General features: G+C 66.9%; 31 protein-coding genes. 6 read left to right on the plus strand and 25 right to left on the minus strand.

Annotated features, from left to right (window positions below):
• From Afe05nite_RS42865 to Afe05nite_RS42910, 10 genes are all read right to left on the minus strand, one after another.
• On the minus strand, positions 1–189 hold a 189-nt coding region (locus Afe05nite_RS42865; protein ID WP_203823101.1), incomplete at its 3' end, for a hypothetical protein.
• The gene (locus Afe05nite_RS42870; protein ID WP_203823102.1) at positions 189–431 is read right to left on the minus strand and encodes a hypothetical protein; all 243 of its coding nucleotides are present in this window, start codon (positions 429–431) and stop codon (positions 189–191) included. The genes Afe05nite_RS42870 and Afe05nite_RS42865, both read right to left, overlap by 1 nt.
• Complete coding sequence (locus Afe05nite_RS42875) at positions 431–631, minus strand: hypothetical protein (RefSeq protein WP_203823103.1); 201 nt, start codon at positions 629–631, stop codon at positions 431–433. Before Afe05nite_RS42875 ends, Afe05nite_RS42870 begins: the two co-directional genes overlap by 1 nt.
• Positions 628–945, minus strand: a complete 318-nt coding sequence (locus tag Afe05nite_RS42880; RefSeq protein ID WP_203823104.1) for a hypothetical protein — start codon at positions 943–945, stop codon at positions 628–630. Before Afe05nite_RS42880 ends, Afe05nite_RS42875 begins: the two co-directional genes overlap by 4 nt.
• Positions 942–1,235: a hypothetical protein gene (locus tag Afe05nite_RS42885; protein ID WP_203823105.1), complete on the minus strand. Its 294-nt coding sequence runs from the start codon at positions 1,233–1,235 to the stop codon at positions 942–944. The genes Afe05nite_RS42880 and Afe05nite_RS42885 overlap by 4 nt, the downstream gene beginning before the upstream one ends.
• A gap of 9 nt (positions 1,236–1,244) precedes the next feature.
• Positions 1,245–1,484, minus strand: a complete 240-nt coding sequence (locus tag Afe05nite_RS42890; RefSeq protein WP_203823106.1) for a hypothetical protein — start codon at positions 1,482–1,484, stop codon at positions 1,245–1,247.
• Between the two features lie 247 nt (positions 1,485–1,731).
• Positions 1,732–1,989, minus strand: coding sequence for a hypothetical protein (locus Afe05nite_RS42895; RefSeq protein WP_203823107.1), 258 nt, complete (start codon positions 1,987–1,989; stop codon positions 1,732–1,734).
• Positions 1,989–2,240: a hypothetical protein gene (locus Afe05nite_RS42900; RefSeq protein WP_203823108.1), complete on the minus strand. Its 252-nt coding sequence runs from the start codon at positions 2,238–2,240 to the stop codon at positions 1,989–1,991. Before Afe05nite_RS42900 ends, Afe05nite_RS42895 begins: the two co-directional genes overlap by 1 nt.
• On the minus strand, positions 2,240–2,452 hold the full coding sequence (locus tag Afe05nite_RS42905) for a hypothetical protein (protein WP_203823109.1): 213 nt from the start codon (positions 2,450–2,452) through the stop codon (positions 2,240–2,242). Before Afe05nite_RS42905 ends, Afe05nite_RS42900 begins: the two co-directional genes overlap by 1 nt.
• Positions 2,449–2,691 carry a hypothetical protein gene (locus Afe05nite_RS42910; protein WP_203823110.1) on the minus strand — a complete coding sequence of 81 codons (243 nt, stop codon included), beginning with the start codon at positions 2,689–2,691 and terminating at the stop codon, positions 2,449–2,451. The genes Afe05nite_RS42905 and Afe05nite_RS42910 overlap by 4 nt, the downstream gene beginning before the upstream one ends.
• A 115-nt stretch (positions 2,692–2,806) precedes the next feature.
• On the opposite strand from Afe05nite_RS42910, the gene Afe05nite_RS42915 reads away from it, so the two are divergent.
• Positions 2,807–3,025 (plus strand): hypothetical protein, encoded by a 219-nt coding sequence (locus Afe05nite_RS42915; RefSeq protein WP_203823111.1) that lies wholly within the window; start codon positions 2,807–2,809, stop codon positions 3,023–3,025.
• Positions 3,022–3,591 (plus strand): endonuclease domain-containing protein, encoded by a 570-nt coding sequence (locus Afe05nite_RS45045; protein ID WP_203823112.1) that lies wholly within the window; start codon positions 3,022–3,024, stop codon positions 3,589–3,591. The genes Afe05nite_RS42915 and Afe05nite_RS45045 overlap by 4 nt, the downstream gene beginning before the upstream one ends.
• A 63-nt stretch (positions 3,592–3,654) precedes the next feature.
• Here Afe05nite_RS45045 and Afe05nite_RS42925 read toward each other — a convergent pair whose 3' ends face one another.
• From Afe05nite_RS42925 to Afe05nite_RS42985, 13 genes are all read right to left on the minus strand, one after another.
• A complete protein-coding gene (locus Afe05nite_RS42925) occupies positions 3,655–4,107 on the minus strand; it encodes a Panacea domain-containing protein (protein ID WP_203823113.1) in 453 nt (150 codons plus the stop codon).
• Positions 4,104–4,286, minus strand: coding sequence for a hypothetical protein (locus Afe05nite_RS42930; RefSeq protein WP_203823114.1), 183 nt, complete (start codon positions 4,284–4,286; stop codon positions 4,104–4,106). Before Afe05nite_RS42930 ends, Afe05nite_RS42925 begins: the two co-directional genes overlap by 4 nt.
• Positions 4,287–4,570: 284 nt before the next feature.
• Positions 4,571–4,780 (minus strand): hypothetical protein, encoded by a 210-nt coding sequence (locus tag Afe05nite_RS42935; protein ID WP_203823115.1) that lies wholly within the window; start codon positions 4,778–4,780, stop codon positions 4,571–4,573.
• Between the two features lie 92 nt (positions 4,781–4,872).
• A complete protein-coding gene (locus Afe05nite_RS42940) occupies positions 4,873–5,043 on the minus strand; it encodes a hypothetical protein (RefSeq protein WP_203823116.1) in 171 nt (56 codons plus the stop codon).
• Positions 5,040–5,327, minus strand: coding sequence for a hypothetical protein (locus Afe05nite_RS42945; protein ID WP_203823117.1), 288 nt, complete (start codon positions 5,325–5,327; stop codon positions 5,040–5,042). The genes Afe05nite_RS42940 and Afe05nite_RS42945 overlap by 4 nt, the downstream gene beginning before the upstream one ends.
• A 109-nt stretch (positions 5,328–5,436) precedes the next feature.
• A complete protein-coding gene (locus Afe05nite_RS42950; protein ID WP_203823118.1) occupies positions 5,437–5,664 on the minus strand; it encodes a hypothetical protein in 228 nt (75 codons plus the stop codon).
• The gene (locus tag Afe05nite_RS42955; RefSeq protein ID WP_203823119.1) at positions 5,664–5,873 is read right to left on the minus strand and encodes a hypothetical protein; all 210 of its coding nucleotides are present in this window, start codon (positions 5,871–5,873) and stop codon (positions 5,664–5,666) included. The genes Afe05nite_RS42950 and Afe05nite_RS42955 overlap by 1 nt, the downstream gene beginning before the upstream one ends.
• A gap of 106 nt (positions 5,874–5,979) precedes the next feature.
• Positions 5,980–6,168 (minus strand): hypothetical protein, encoded by a 189-nt coding sequence (locus Afe05nite_RS42960; protein WP_203823120.1) that lies wholly within the window; start codon positions 6,166–6,168, stop codon positions 5,980–5,982.
• Between the two features lie 30 nt (positions 6,169–6,198).
• Positions 6,199–6,435 carry a hypothetical protein gene (locus Afe05nite_RS42965; protein WP_203823121.1) on the minus strand — a complete coding sequence of 79 codons (237 nt, stop codon included), beginning with the start codon at positions 6,433–6,435 and terminating at the stop codon, positions 6,199–6,201.
• A complete protein-coding gene (locus tag Afe05nite_RS42970) occupies positions 6,432–6,842 on the minus strand; it encodes a hypothetical protein (protein WP_203823122.1) in 411 nt (136 codons plus the stop codon). Before Afe05nite_RS42970 ends, Afe05nite_RS42965 begins: the two co-directional genes overlap by 4 nt.
• A complete protein-coding gene (locus Afe05nite_RS42975) occupies positions 6,839–7,018 on the minus strand; it encodes a hypothetical protein (RefSeq protein WP_203823123.1) in 180 nt (59 codons plus the stop codon). The genes Afe05nite_RS42970 and Afe05nite_RS42975 overlap by 4 nt, the downstream gene beginning before the upstream one ends.
• Entirely contained in the window at positions 7,015–7,296 is a 282-nt protein-coding gene (locus tag Afe05nite_RS42980) for a hypothetical protein (RefSeq protein WP_203823124.1), read from the minus strand. Before Afe05nite_RS42980 ends, Afe05nite_RS42975 begins: the two co-directional genes overlap by 4 nt.
• A gap of 77 nt (positions 7,297–7,373) precedes the next feature.
• Complete coding sequence (locus Afe05nite_RS42985; protein WP_203823125.1) at positions 7,374–7,709, minus strand: hypothetical protein; 336 nt, start codon at positions 7,707–7,709, stop codon at positions 7,374–7,376.
• Positions 7,710–7,956: 247 nt separating this feature from the next.
• Between Afe05nite_RS42985 and Afe05nite_RS42990 the strand changes: the two genes are divergently transcribed.
• The 4 genes from Afe05nite_RS42990 to Afe05nite_RS43005 are packed head-to-tail and all read left to right on the plus strand — an operon-like array spanning position 7,957 to position 10,712.
• Positions 7,957–8,493 (plus strand): GntR family transcriptional regulator, encoded by a 537-nt coding sequence (locus Afe05nite_RS42990; RefSeq protein ID WP_203823126.1) that lies wholly within the window; start codon positions 7,957–7,959, stop codon positions 8,491–8,493.
• Entirely contained in the window at positions 8,490–9,272 is a 783-nt protein-coding gene (locus Afe05nite_RS42995) for a GntR family transcriptional regulator (RefSeq protein WP_239118636.1), read from the plus strand. Before Afe05nite_RS42990 ends, Afe05nite_RS42995 begins: the two co-directional genes overlap by 4 nt.
• 51 nt (positions 9,273–9,323) lie before the next feature.
• Positions 9,324–10,160, plus strand: a complete 837-nt coding sequence (locus Afe05nite_RS43000; protein ID WP_203823127.1) for a Scr1 family TA system antitoxin-like transcriptional regulator — start codon at positions 9,324–9,326, stop codon at positions 10,158–10,160.
• 21 nt (positions 10,161–10,181) lie between these two features.
• Positions 10,182–10,712 (plus strand): DUF6879 family protein, encoded by a 531-nt coding sequence (locus tag Afe05nite_RS43005; protein ID WP_203823128.1) that lies wholly within the window; start codon positions 10,182–10,184, stop codon positions 10,710–10,712.
• A 42-nt stretch (positions 10,713–10,754) separates the two neighbouring features.
• Here Afe05nite_RS43005 and Afe05nite_RS43010 read toward each other — a convergent pair whose 3' ends face one another.
• Complete coding sequence (locus Afe05nite_RS43010; protein ID WP_203823129.1) at positions 10,755–11,312, minus strand: DUF4352 domain-containing protein; 558 nt, start codon at positions 11,310–11,312, stop codon at positions 10,755–10,757.
• Positions 11,309–11,554: DUF4352 domain-containing protein (locus Afe05nite_RS43015; protein ID WP_203823130.1), on the minus strand; the 246-nt coding region annotated here is incomplete at its 5' end. The genes Afe05nite_RS43010 and Afe05nite_RS43015, both read right to left, overlap by 4 nt.

The following is an 11,554-nucleotide window of genomic DNA, read 5'->3' on the forward strand; positions in this document are numbered from 1 at the left end:
GCCGTACCGGTCGGCGCGGGCCAGGCGCTCCTCAGGGGGATCAGCCGGGCCGCCGGACTCGCGGTGATCCTGGGCGATGTACTTCAGGGCGTCCACGCGTGAACCGAACCAGATGGGTGCCTCGACGATCGTGGACCAGCCGACGTAGAAGTCCTGGTCCCGTTCGGGCTTGATGACGACGCGGCCCATCAGGACGCCACCGCCGCCGGTAGGGCGGCCAGTTCCCGCAGCCGTTCCTCCACCTGCTCCGTTGTCTGGCCGTGCAGGGTGACCATGTCGTTATCGCCCTGGTCGACCTCCACGTCGAACCGGAACGGTGTGCTCGACAACTCCACGTTCGCCGACGCGCCGGACGGAAACTCGAAGTTCCACCAGCACGGCCCGTTCGAGTAGTGGCCGCGGTCGGTCAGGAAATCGTTCAGCTCGATCACTACGGTTTCCTTTCGATCGTCACAGAAGCGCCCAACGCGCGGGCGACCGCGCCGGCGGTCACCTCAGCGGCGTAGGCGACACTCGCCTCACCGTCCCGGCCGCCGTTCTCATCAAGGTCCGACACGGACAGCACCTGAACGCCGTCGACCAGCAGCTCCACGTTGTTGCGGTCGTGCCAGCGGATCACCACGGCGGTCACGATGTCACCCGGCCCAGTTCCTCGATCGCGGCGAGGATCAGCTTGTCGGCGTCGCGGTAGTCGAACTCACCGTCGAGCTCGTCGTACTCGTTGAACGAGCCGGGTGTGAAGCCGGCGCGGACCAGCGGGGCGTAGATCTCGTGCTGCCAGCCGCTGTTCCCGAAGGGCCGTTTGCCGGAGAAGTCCTGCTCCTGGTCCCACACCTCCAGCAGAAGGGCGATCAGGTAGTCGCGGACCGTCTCGGCGTTGGCGCCGTTGTCCGGCAGTTCCAGGTCGAGCACCCGGCGGGCGGTGGTGCGGTCGATGTCGGTCACTTCGCGCTCGCCATCGCCGAGCCGTAGACGACCCAGCGCACGTCACCGGTCAGGGTGGCTTTGTCGGAGTGCCGCTTGTCGTCCTGCCCGAACTCGTGGGTGAACGTGGCAGAGCCGGTGACGACTGGGGTGATCCGCCAGATGCCGTCCTGGTCGAAGGTGACCTTCAGGACGGTGCCGTCGGAGAAGCCCAGCAGGGCGGGTTCGTCGTCGTTGTGGTTGAACTCTTCGTAGATGTCGCCGTCGACCTCGATCAGGTCGTCGGACGCGCCGTAGATGGCGACGGGCATGGTTCTCCTTCAGGCTTCGATCGGGTCGCAGTCGATGCAGTCGACCGCAGAGGATTGGGGATGAACGGGGCAGATGGCGAGGATCTCCAGGTCGCCGACGACCACACCGATCTCGGCCGCCGCAGCGGCGAACAAGCCCTCCCGTGTCGTCTGGTCGCTGGCGTCCACCCCGTCCGGCACGAGGTCGACGACCCGGCCGTTGTGGCAGACGGCCAAAGCGCCGTCGCGTCGTTCCAGGTGATCGCTCACTGGTCCAGCTCCTTGGTGGCGTCCAGCAGTGGCGCAGACCGGAGCGCCGCGCATTCGGCAATGCAGGGCCCGCAGGCACCGCAGCCCGTGCAGTCACCGCGCTCTAGGTCGATGGGGTTGTCTTCGTCGGCGCATCCGTCGCACCCAATGCAGGTCCCGCACGAGTCGCAGCCTGAGTAGGAGGCGTCATGCTGGGTGACGCGCAGGGGATCAAAGTCCCGGCCTGCGACGGGGATTCGAAGAGCGGTCACAGCGGGCCTTCCAGTTCCTTGGTGGCGTCCAGCAGCGCCTTCTCGGCTGCCACGTAGTCGCCGGTGATCGGGTCCAGCCACACGCCGTCCGACGTCACGGGCTGGTAGGTCAGGTGGCCCGACTCGCCCACGCCTCGGACACGGATCGTGCCCCGCAGGATGTCGGCCACCTCGACACGGCACTGACGGCGCACGCCTGTGCCCGACCAGGAGCGGCCGGGTTTCAGCGGTACGCGGGGCGGGTCGTTGACCATCACAGGACGTCGTCCTCATCGAGGTCTTCTTCGATCGCCTCAGCCAGAGCAACGGCCAAGTCGTTGGTGCCTCGTTCGGCCCAGTTGTCGCCGAGGTCGCGGATGTAGTCGGCCACCTGCTCGTCGCCGAGCTGGGCCAGGCCGGCGTCGGCGAGGGCGTGCGCGATGAGGGCTCCCAGGTGCGCGGCGCCGCTGGTGAGGTCGGGGTCGTTGTCGTTGATGACGCGGCGGATGACAGCGGCGATGTCCATCAGGACTCCTTGATGCCGAGGGCGCGGGCGATGGTCTGCTCGATAGCGGCAGCGGCGGTGAAGGTGCCGCGCCAGAGAGGGTTACCAAGGGCAAGCTCAGCTTCGCCGCGCATCTGCTCGCACTCGTCAAGCACGGCCGAGAGGGCGAAGGCGGCCTTGCTGAGGTCGTTTTCGATGTGGGCGCGGATGGCGTCAGCGAGAGGGCTGGTCATCGGCCGATACCCGCCTCACTGCGCACGGCGGTGTAGCTGTCGATGTGCCCGCACGGGTTCTTCCAGCCGTGCACGCCCAGCCGCCGGGAGCCGTCGTAAGACAGGGTGTCGAACACCTCGCCACGCGGGCCGCCGCACTTCGGGCACTCCCAGAGCAGGGTGACCTCGACAGAGTAGAAGCCCTGGTGCTCTTCGCAGGACGGGATCCGGACGGTCTTAGTGGTGACGGTCATGGTCATCAGGACTCCTGAGTTCCAACTTGATGTGCACACTTAGTGTGCCTAGTCTGTGTGCATGAAGTCAACTGAGTGTGCACTATCGGTAGGCCAACAGAGTTGTGCGATCATGCTGGTCATGGACGAGCGGCACGAACGAGCGCTAGCCGAAGCCGCCGAGCAGTACGAACGCGCTCAGGAAGCCGCCAAACAAGCCAGCAGCAACCTCGCCGACGCTATGCGCGCCGCCTACGCCGACGGCGAGCAGCAGTCCGCCATCCTCCGCGCCGCCAAGCACGTCTGGTCCCGCGAATACCTGCGGGTCGTGCTCGGGCTGGCGAAGCGGAGTGGCAAATGACCAAGCACAGCACCGGCCGCACTTGTTCATCCCACGCCACGCGAGGACTGACCTGTGAGCGCTATGAGGAGTCGCTAAGCGCGGCACGAAGACGATGCCAGATTTGTTCGGGCACCCAGGACCTCGTCATCGACCATGACCACGCCGTGGGGGATTGGGCAGTCCGAGGCATCCTCTGCTCCCGCTGCAACGCCTTCCTCTATTGGATGAAGGGGCCAGCAAAGGACGCGTATCTCGCCAATCCCTGGCATGCCTCCCATCCCGACCACCCAGTGACGCCTGCTATGCGACCGCCCACAACGGCTGCCGTTGACCTCTACGCCAGGCTCGATGAGCTGCGCGAACGGTTCGCAGACGCGCAACGAAATGATCGTGCGGCAATACGACTCACCGCCGAAGCGGTTGCGCTGCGCCTGTTGATCGAGGGGGAAATGCCAAGCAGGGTGGCCGAACGCGCGCCGTTGAGCGTGGCTCACCTCAGGGTCATCGCCCGCAGGGCTGGGTTGGGGCCAGCGCGGCCAGGGCCGAAACTTGGACATCGAGCGCGGCAAAAACTGCCGCTCTAACTGGCAAAGCGAAGAAGGCCCCACCGGAGTAGGGCCTTCCCTCTGCCATCGACACGACTACACCTACCGCGCTGCGTACTTACTCCACAGCCCTTCGACCTGAGCCCGTTCAACCCGGTTGGGCCGCTCGTCGTCCGGGTCGTCGGTTTCGTCGTCACGCCGGAACCAGGCGGCCAACTCGTCGAGGTCGACCACCCCACCCCGGGCTGCCTGCCACGGCTGCGACGCCTGGATCACCGCCCGCAGGTCGGCCGGCGACAGGGACCCGTACCGCTCCACGACGTAGCCGATGGTGTTCAGCGGGCCCTCACCGTCCGGCTGGGCGGCCGGGGCTGCGACGTGGGCCACGAAGACGCCATGGTCGTCGGCGAAGATCGGCTCGCTGAACAGAGGCGTACCGAAGTGGGCGATGTGATGCCCCTGGGCGAAGAACAACAGCAGGTGCTGCTTGCCCAGCTTCAAGCCCGGCCGGCGGGCGTCGATCGCGGCGATGACCGCGTTGGCAGTGGCCGTCATCGCAGGTACGCCTCTCCCGCGCCGGGCGCCAGCACATCGGCCACCGCCGCCTGGTCCTTGCGGGAAGCCCCGGACAGGACCAGCAGGTCACTGGCCCGGCCACCGTCCCGCGACCACTCGGTCCGCACCTGGGCCAGCAACTGTTTCTGCCCGTCCGTGAGTTTGCTGTCGTCGAACATCAGCTGTGCCGCCGATCGTCGCGCTTCGCGGCGCCCTCACGGCGCAGGTCGTTGAACATCTCCGCAGCGAGCGGCAGGACCACCACAGGCTGCTTCGGTCGGTTAATCTTCATCTCGTCTCCTCAGGGGGATATGCGGGTCGCGCCGTCACCTGGACAGTCCGGCGCGGCCCTGCTTCGTTTCGGTCAACTACTGCGTATCTCGCGCGGGCGCCCCAGCGGGTTCACGGCCGATGCACATCGACTTCCCAGTCCGGGTCGATCGCGAAGTCACCTTCGATACGCTCATGCCGCTTCCTCAACCGACGCGATCTCGGTCGGCAGGAGGGTGTGCTCCGGGCGGCTCACGGCACCCTCGAGGACGTCGGCGTACGACAGTTCTTCGGGCCCGCCGACCAGGATGCCGACACCACGATCCTTCGCGGCGAGCACCTGTTTGACGGTGTGGCGGGTTGTGGTGACGGAAGTCCCGTCGGTTCTGATGATGCGGATCATGTTGTCTCCTTCCGCCGGTCGTCTGACCCGCCACCGCGGCGCGCAGCCCTGGGGAAGAAACCGGGGGCAAGGCTGCGCACCTGGGAAGCAGGTCACACCAAAACCGGAAGGGGAGCGTCGGCGCGGGCCAGCAGGTCAGCGATCTCCCTGGCGGCTTCGTTGGCGCGTAGCTCCTGCCGTTCCGCTTCGATCGGCGACCACACGCCCTCCTGCGGTGCGGTCGCCAGGCGGTAGGCGTTGAGCAAACCCTCAAGCTCAGTCACCGGGCCACCGTTTTCCGCAGGAAGCGCACGTCGCCGTGTTGCTCCCAAGTCCAGCTACCCCCAGCAAAACCCCACTGGAACAGCTCTCGGTCGGCGTCGTTCGCCTGCCGTGGCGTGCCGTGCAGCACGATCGACACGACGCGGGTATCCGGGTCCAGATGTGCGACCAACGGCAAACCGTGAGGGCTGGGTGGCCAGGACTTCAGGAGCTGCTCGACAGCCCGGATCGCCTTGTCGTAGGCGGGAACCTCCCGCCGCCACTGGGCTGTGGTCTTGCGGGTCACCGGAACCACCACCCGATCGGACGCCACCCACAGGACAGGCACACCATGCCGCTCGTGGTGGGGGTCATGTCGGCACCGCAGGACAGGCACCGCATCGTGCTGTAGCCGCTCAGTCGAGGCACGACAGCACCTCCAACGACTCTCCGAACACGGCACCGCAGCGCGGGCACTGATGCCCGCCGCACGCGTCGTACTCGGTCATCGCCAGATCGCACGGCCCGCACACGGGGATACCGCGGCGGCCGTTCCACTCGACCTCGAGACCGCCCGGGTTAACGGCCCGGTCACCGACACTCAGGTCCGACGGCAGCGTCCACGGGTCCACAAAGCGGGCCATCACGCCACCACCCGCAGTTCGAACGACCGGATCTGGGCGGCCGGGATCGGCAGCGTTTGCCCCGACCCCAACGGCAGCCCGACCTCCGCTTTGCCGGCCAGCCAGTCGCCGAAAGCAGCATGCGCGGCGGTGGTGAAGGCGGCGTCGGAGGAGATGTGGCCGTAGCTGCTGCTCACGCCGTACTCGACGGTCAGGTAGGTGCGCATCATCGCTTGGCCCTCCCCGTCATCGGGTAGCCGTCGACGCCTTCGGGTTTGTGCAGGGCGGCGGTAACCCGCTCCGGGCGGGGCAGGCGCCGGCGGCGGTCGAGGCGGGTCACCGCCACTCCCGCTTCGACGCGTTGATCGCCGCCCGCTTGTCGTTGCCGCGGGCAGGACGCTTCGGCAGCTTCGGCAGCCGGTCGAGCTCGTCACGGTCGTAATCGGCGGCGGCCGGAACGGTGGCCAGGAACGCGGCCAGGTCGTCGAAGTCGCCGGCGGCCGGGGCGTAGGTGGGGGCAGACATCACGAACACTCCTCAAAAAATGGGGAAGGGTCAGGAGAGGACGAGCAGGCCGCGGTCGGACACGCGCACCCGGGGCCGGGCGGACCTGTCGGTCAGGTCAGGCACGTACAGCAACCCGGCGGCCACAAGGTCAGTGATCTGGTGGGCGACAAACGCGGTGACCTCGACGTGATCGAGGAGGTAGCCGCTGTGGAGCCCGCAGCACAGGCGACCGGCGTCGGCGGCCCGGATCAGGCGCAGGACCTCAGGGTCCAGGTCGGCGGTCATCGTCCAGCGTCCAGCGGCACAGACACACAGTCGAACGGGTCACCCGACCAGTCGGCGTCGAAGCCCTGCTCGCAGTGAAGACGCACCAGCAGGTCGGCCAAGTCCGGGATCTCGTGGTTGAACGACCACAGCAGTCGGGCCCACGCCACCCCGTTCGGGCGGGTCCGCAACACCCCGTCCTCGTCCCAGTAGGCGCCGCCGCGGTCACGGTTGCCGACGTGCTCCCCGACCCAGCGATCCGTGCCCGCCAACTCGGCGGCCTGGACGTAGTCGGTGTAGCGGTCCTCGATGACCCCGGTGGACCCGCGCAGGTCGAACCAGACGGACACCCCTTCGCGGGCCAGGGCTTCGAGGACAGCGGTGATGCGCTGCTGGTCGGTGCCGGTGCGGGCGATCTCTGCGGTCACCGGGACTCCTCGAGCAGGTCGGCGTGACACGGCAAGGACACCACCACCGGCACGAGCAGGTCAGCGACCCGCTCCCGCCTGCCGTCATCCGGCAAACCCAGGGCCAGGTCAGCGAGCTCGGCGTGACCGAGCGCCCGCAACACCCGCACGTTCTCGTCGAGGGTTCGCGTGCTCATCGGGTGGCCTCCCGGAGCCGGCGGGTCACGGTCTCGGTGTCGGCAGTCGAAGCGCGCAGCCAGACGGCGAGGGTGTCACGGTGGACACGGTCGGCGATCTGCTGTAGCTCCCGCAGCGGGTGCGGGGTGGCGTTGATGCGGTTGAGGAGCCAGTTGCGGCCGGCGGGCGGCACCAGGTCGGTGATCTCGGCGGCGACGTCGGGCCGGAACCCCAAGGAGGTCAGGGACTGCTCGAGCTCGACGGCGAGCGGGGAGGGAGCAATGGTCGTGGACGACACGGGTCCTCCGAAGATTGGAAACCGGCCGAGGCTGGGGCGAGAATGCGGCAACCCCGGCCGGAAGCTGATGGGATGCGCTACTGCGCGAGCGCCGCGAGAGCGGCCTTGATGACTGCCTCTGCGTGTCGCAGAGCGGCAGTCGGCGAAAGGCTCACCGAGTGGCGGGTGACTCCGCCGTCGTCGAGGTCCGCGAACGTGATGTCGACGAGGGTGCCGGTGGTGCCACCGTCGGCGGAGTCGTTCCGGACGATCTCGACGCCTACGATGTCGTCGTCGCCGCTTGAGGTGATGTGTGCCTGGTGGAAGAGCTCCCCCTCAGGGCGGTCCAGGCAGAAGCGGCCGGTACACCAGCCGAAGCGGCAGACTGCGGTGGGCTGGAGCTTGACTCCACGAGTGTCGCTACCATCAGCCATGGAACTGCCTTTCCTGTTAGCGCTGGACGGCTAGTTCTTTGGAGGCCCTGGGTCTGGCGCCGGAATCGCCGACACCCAGGGCCTTCGCTTGTTCTGGGGGTGCTTACTTGGCTGACCTTACTACTGTCTATGTAAGGCTGCAAGCGCAGAAAGATGCCACTTCGGCATCCCCCGGCCTAGGTACTCCCCGTGCTAAGGAGCCGCCGATGGGAGCATGATCGGAGCGCTAACAGGAGAGGGGTCTGCCATGAGTGATGCATGGGCCAGTAGTTCTGACCGCTACACCGCACCGCAGGAAACGGATGCCTGGGCCGGCGACGCGGCAGCGCAAGGCAAGGTCGGAACGCAGCGGCTACTCGTCGTCGAGACCGGGCCGCCAACCCAAGAGGTGAGTAAAGCTCTTGGGCTTGCCGAGGGTGATCAGGTCGTGGTGCGCCGCCGGCTCATACTCGCCGACGATCAACCCGTGGAGATCGCCGAGTCCTACTACCCGGCCAGCGTCGCCGTCGGGACTCCGCTCGCCGAGCACAAGAAAATCCGCGGCGGTGCAGTACGCGTGCTCATCGAGGCCGGCCGGCGGCTCGATGAGTCTGTGGAACACGTCACCGCTGAGCGGGCTGGGGAGTCTGCGGACCTGCTCCAGGTTGACGCCAACGAGCCGCTCATCGTTCAACGGCGCGTCAGCAGCACCGACGGAATAGGTCCATCCGAGTACGCCGTAAATCGCATGGTCGCCGCCCGAACTGTCGACCTTGAGTACCGGATGCGGAACACGCCCAAGTGACCGCGCCGCTTCCTATGCCCAATGACGGCGTCCGTCAGCGGCAGCAGCAGATTGCCGCGAACATCCGCGCCCTCATCTTGTCCGGCGACCTCATGCCTGGTGACAAGCTTCCTTCGACCACCGAACTTATGGCCGAGTACAACGTCGCGAACCAAACCGTGCAACGCGCTCTCAACATCCTTAAGAACGAGAAGTTCATCGAGTCCCATAAGGGCAAGGGCATTTTCGTAGCTGCCCGAGCACCGCAAGTAGTTCGCGCTGGCCACTATCCGGTCGCGCCCGCGCAGGGGCAGCCGTACCCGTGGATCACCGACCACGCTAACCAGGGGCGGCGCGGGAGCAGCGACCTCATCTCGGTCGGCGAGACCCCCGCGCCCGCTCAGGTCGCCGCAGCATTCGGCATCGACAAAGGCACTGCGGTCGTGACGCGGCACCAGTTACTCAAGCTCGACGGTGAACCGGCGGAATTGGTATGGCTCTACTATCCAGTAGAGATAGCCCGCGGCACCCCCCTGGCCGAGCAGAAGAAGTTCACGGGAGGGTCGCCGCGCGTGCTCGCAGACCTCGGCTTCCCACAGCGAGGCGCCATCGACCAGGTTGGGACAAGGCTGGCCACAGTCGAGGAGTTCGTGGCCTTGGAGTTGCCAGAAGATATGCCTGTCCTGCGAACCTTCCGGGTGGTATTTACCGATGACCAGCGACCTGTCGAGGTGCAGGTCATGGTAAAGGCTGGCCAGCAATACGAGGTCCAGTACCGGCTGTCGGAGAACGGTGACTAGCGCCCGCCCTGCCGACTGCGAGATTTCGCGAAACCATGCGATTCTGAACGGGTGAAGGACCCTTACCTGCAAGAGTGGCTACTCGCTCCGGACGGGGTAGCCACTCACCTCCGGTTGCTCCGGGGCGCCCAGACCGGCCGCGATTTCGCCGAAGCGGCCGGTATGCGACCGGCGAAGCTGTCGAAACTCGAGCTCGGCCAGCAGGTGCCCACCGAAGAGGACATCCGGCAGCTCGTCGCCGCAGGCGGGGGCGCGCAGACTGACGCCGACCGGCTGGTAGCAAAGCTGCGGCAGATGCCGGCCGTTCGCAGCGAAGGCGAACGGCAGCTCCGGTTCAGCCAGGTGGCTGCACAGCGGCGCCTCAACGACAGACTCCGCAACGCCGGCCACGTGCGCATCTTTGAATCCCTGTACCTACCGCGCCCATTTCAGCAGCTTCACTACTCGCGGTTCGTGATCGCCCAGCTAGGGCAGGCGCACGGTTCAACCGAAGGATTCGACCAGGCTGCTGCCGTGATTGCCGGCAGCGCACAGCACCTCCATGATCCGGCCCGGCAGTTCGATGTGATCGTGTCGGAGGCAGTGCTGCGCTGGCAGATGCCTGATCCTGCCGCAAACCGCCACCAGCTGGAGCACCTCCTGCAGCTGATGGCGCTACCCAATTTGACGCTGAGGGTCGTCCCGCTCGACACCCAACTACCGGTGCAGCCGAGCGCAAGCTTTGCCCTGTATGACCAGGCCGGCTACCTCGACTCACTCACCGAGGGTGCCCAACTGACCGGGACCAGCCTGGGCGGCCACGTGAGCCTCATGCAAAGGCTCAGCGACGCATCGGTGGATGGTCGGCAGACGCGATCAATCATCGAAGCAGCACTCGGGCGCTTGTAGACCCCTGAAGAGGCCACCTCCATGAGAACCGAGATCGACGACGCCGAGTTCTGGCGACAGCTGGATACGTTCCAGCAGTCCGCGTTCCGGCTCGAGCAGCAGCCCGCATACGAAGTCGACTACGAGGACGAGGTGTACGCCTCATTCCTGCGCGGGCGACCCGTACCGCCGACCGACAGTCCCGCCCTGGCCGACTGGATGAAGCTGGTCGCACGGCACACCGGTCACGGCAGGACGATGAGCCGAGTGCGGATCGTCGACGACCCGATCACCGACTATCAGCGGTGGCTGCGCTGGGGCGACTGGTGGAACGTCGAAGCCGGCGAGGTCATCCGATATCTTCCCCGGGCCCTGGCGATACGTGGAGGCCTGTTCCCTCCGGCCGAGGGTCCTGATTGGTGGCTGTTCGACGACCGGCGGCTAATGCTCACCTGCTACGACAGCGAGCATCGCCGGACGGGGATCGAGCTCGTCGAGGACGATCCGCTGGTGCAGCGGGCAAGGGAATGGCGGGCAGTCGCCATCGCCTTGGCGCGAACAGCAGAGTCCTGACCATGGCCCGCACCTCGAGGTGCGGGCCGCTGCATGTCCGGGCTACGGCCGCCACGACGCGGCAGGGACACCGGAGAGGTCGGGGCTGAAACCGAGCGTGCCCGCAGTCGACTTGACGTCGAACACCAACTGCCCGGCACGTTTCTGCCCTGCGGGGAGACCGTTCGCGCCCTGCAGCGGGCTCGTGGTGCAGCCGGTGAACCCGGCCAGGTCCGCAGTGGTGCCATCGTCGGCCAGCCACTGGAACTCGCCGCCGGAGAAACTGAACTCACCCGAAGTCACCTCCACCAGGACGTCGGCGATCACGAACACCCCGTTCGCCGGCGGGTCCCAGTCGGCGCCGCACGCGGTCTTGCGGGTCTTCAGGGATCGGACCGTCACCCGCACCGTGCCGTCCTGAACAGGCACCGTCGCCGCGGTGCCGGGCTTCAGGCCGAGCTGGGCGGACGCAGACGGTGATACAGCGGCCGAGGGCGCCTGCGACGCCGGAACGGGAGCAGCGGGAGCCGCAGGCTTCGGATCGCTGCTCCCACACGCCGTGACAGCGCCTACGAGCAGGACGGCGAAGGCGGGCGCCCAGAGGCGGGTGTAGGTGATCACGTCAGGGCCACCTTCACGCTGCCGGAGAACATGGAGTCGTTGAGCTTGATCGCCGTCGGCTTCGTACCCTTCGGCACGTCGTACACGAGGGTGACCTTCACGCTGTTGCCCGGGTTGATGTCCAGGAACAGGGTGTTCGTCTCCGACACGCCAGCCGCGGCGGCTTCGTCGTTGCTGTACTCGGTGCCCTTCGCGTCCAGGAGTTTCTGCAGCGACCCGTCGAAGCCCTGCTCCTGCTTACC

Origin of the sequence: Paractinoplanes ferrugineus, from assembly GCF_016862195.1 — a bacterium.
Taxonomy (GTDB): Bacteria; Actinomycetota; Actinomycetes; order Mycobacteriales; family Micromonosporaceae; genus Actinoplanes; species Actinoplanes ferrugineus.

What these genes read in the sequence shown, in the direction of transcription:
- Afe05nite_RS42935 (WP_203823115.1), bottom strand. Translation starts at nt 4,780, where the DNA reads ATGATCCGCATCATCAGAACCGACGGGACTTCCGTCACCACAACCCGC.
- Afe05nite_RS42905 (WP_203823109.1), bottom strand. Translation starts at nt 2,452, where the DNA reads ATGACCAGCCCTCTCGCTGACGCCATCCGCGCCCACATCGAAAACGAC.
- Afe05nite_RS42930 (WP_203823114.1), bottom strand. Translation starts at nt 4,286, where the DNA reads ATGTTCGACGACAGCAAACTCACGGACGGGCAGAAACAGTTGCTGGCC.
- Afe05nite_RS42910 (WP_203823110.1), bottom strand. Translation starts at nt 2,691, where the DNA reads ATGACCATGACCGTCACCACTAAGACCGTCCGGATCCCGTCCTGCGAA.
- Afe05nite_RS42915 (WP_203823111.1), top strand. Translation starts at nt 2,807, where the DNA reads ATGGACGAGCGGCACGAACGAGCGCTAGCCGAAGCCGCCGAGCAGTAC.
- Afe05nite_RS42975 (WP_203823123.1), bottom strand. Translation starts at nt 7,018, where the DNA reads ATGAGCACGCGAACCCTCGACGAGAACGTGCGGGTGTTGCGGGCGCTC.
- Afe05nite_RS42900 (WP_203823108.1), bottom strand. Translation starts at nt 2,240, where the DNA reads ATGGACATCGCCGCTGTCATCCGCCGCGTCATCAACGACAACGACCCC.
- Afe05nite_RS42960 (WP_203823120.1), bottom strand. Translation starts at nt 6,168, where the DNA reads ATGTCTGCCCCCACCTACGCCCCGGCCGCCGGCGACTTCGACGACCTG.
- Afe05nite_RS42965 (WP_203823121.1), bottom strand. Translation starts at nt 6,435, where the DNA reads ATGACCGCCGACCTGGACCCTGAGGTCCTGCGCCTGATCCGGGCCGCC.
- Afe05nite_RS42950 (WP_203823118.1), bottom strand. Translation starts at nt 5,664, where the DNA reads ATGGCCCGCTTTGTGGACCCGTGGACGCTGCCGTCGGACCTGAGTGTC.
- Afe05nite_RS42985 (WP_203823125.1), bottom strand. Translation starts at nt 7,709, where the DNA reads ATGGCTGATGGTAGCGACACTCGTGGAGTCAAGCTCCAGCCCACCGCA.
- Afe05nite_RS42895 (WP_203823107.1), bottom strand. Translation starts at nt 1,989, where the DNA reads ATGGTCAACGACCCGCCCCGCGTACCGCTGAAACCCGGCCGCTCCTGG.
- Afe05nite_RS42990 (WP_203823126.1), top strand. Translation starts at nt 7,957, where the DNA reads ATGAGTGATGCATGGGCCAGTAGTTCTGACCGCTACACCGCACCGCAG.
- Afe05nite_RS42925 (WP_203823113.1), bottom strand. Translation starts at nt 4,107, where the DNA reads ATGACGGCCACTGCCAACGCGGTCATCGCCGCGATCGACGCCCGCCGG.
- Afe05nite_RS45045 (WP_203823112.1), top strand. Translation starts at nt 3,022, where the DNA reads ATGACCAAGCACAGCACCGGCCGCACTTGTTCATCCCACGCCACGCGA.
- Afe05nite_RS42955 (WP_203823119.1), bottom strand. Translation starts at nt 5,873, where the DNA reads ATGATGCGCACCTACCTGACCGTCGAGTACGGCGTGAGCAGCAGCTAC.
- Afe05nite_RS43005 (WP_203823128.1), top strand. Translation starts at nt 10,182, where the DNA reads ATGAGAACCGAGATCGACGACGCCGAGTTCTGGCGACAGCTGGATACG.
- Afe05nite_RS42885 (WP_203823105.1), bottom strand. Translation starts at nt 1,235, where the DNA reads ATGCCCGTCGCCATCTACGGCGCGTCCGACGACCTGATCGAGGTCGAC.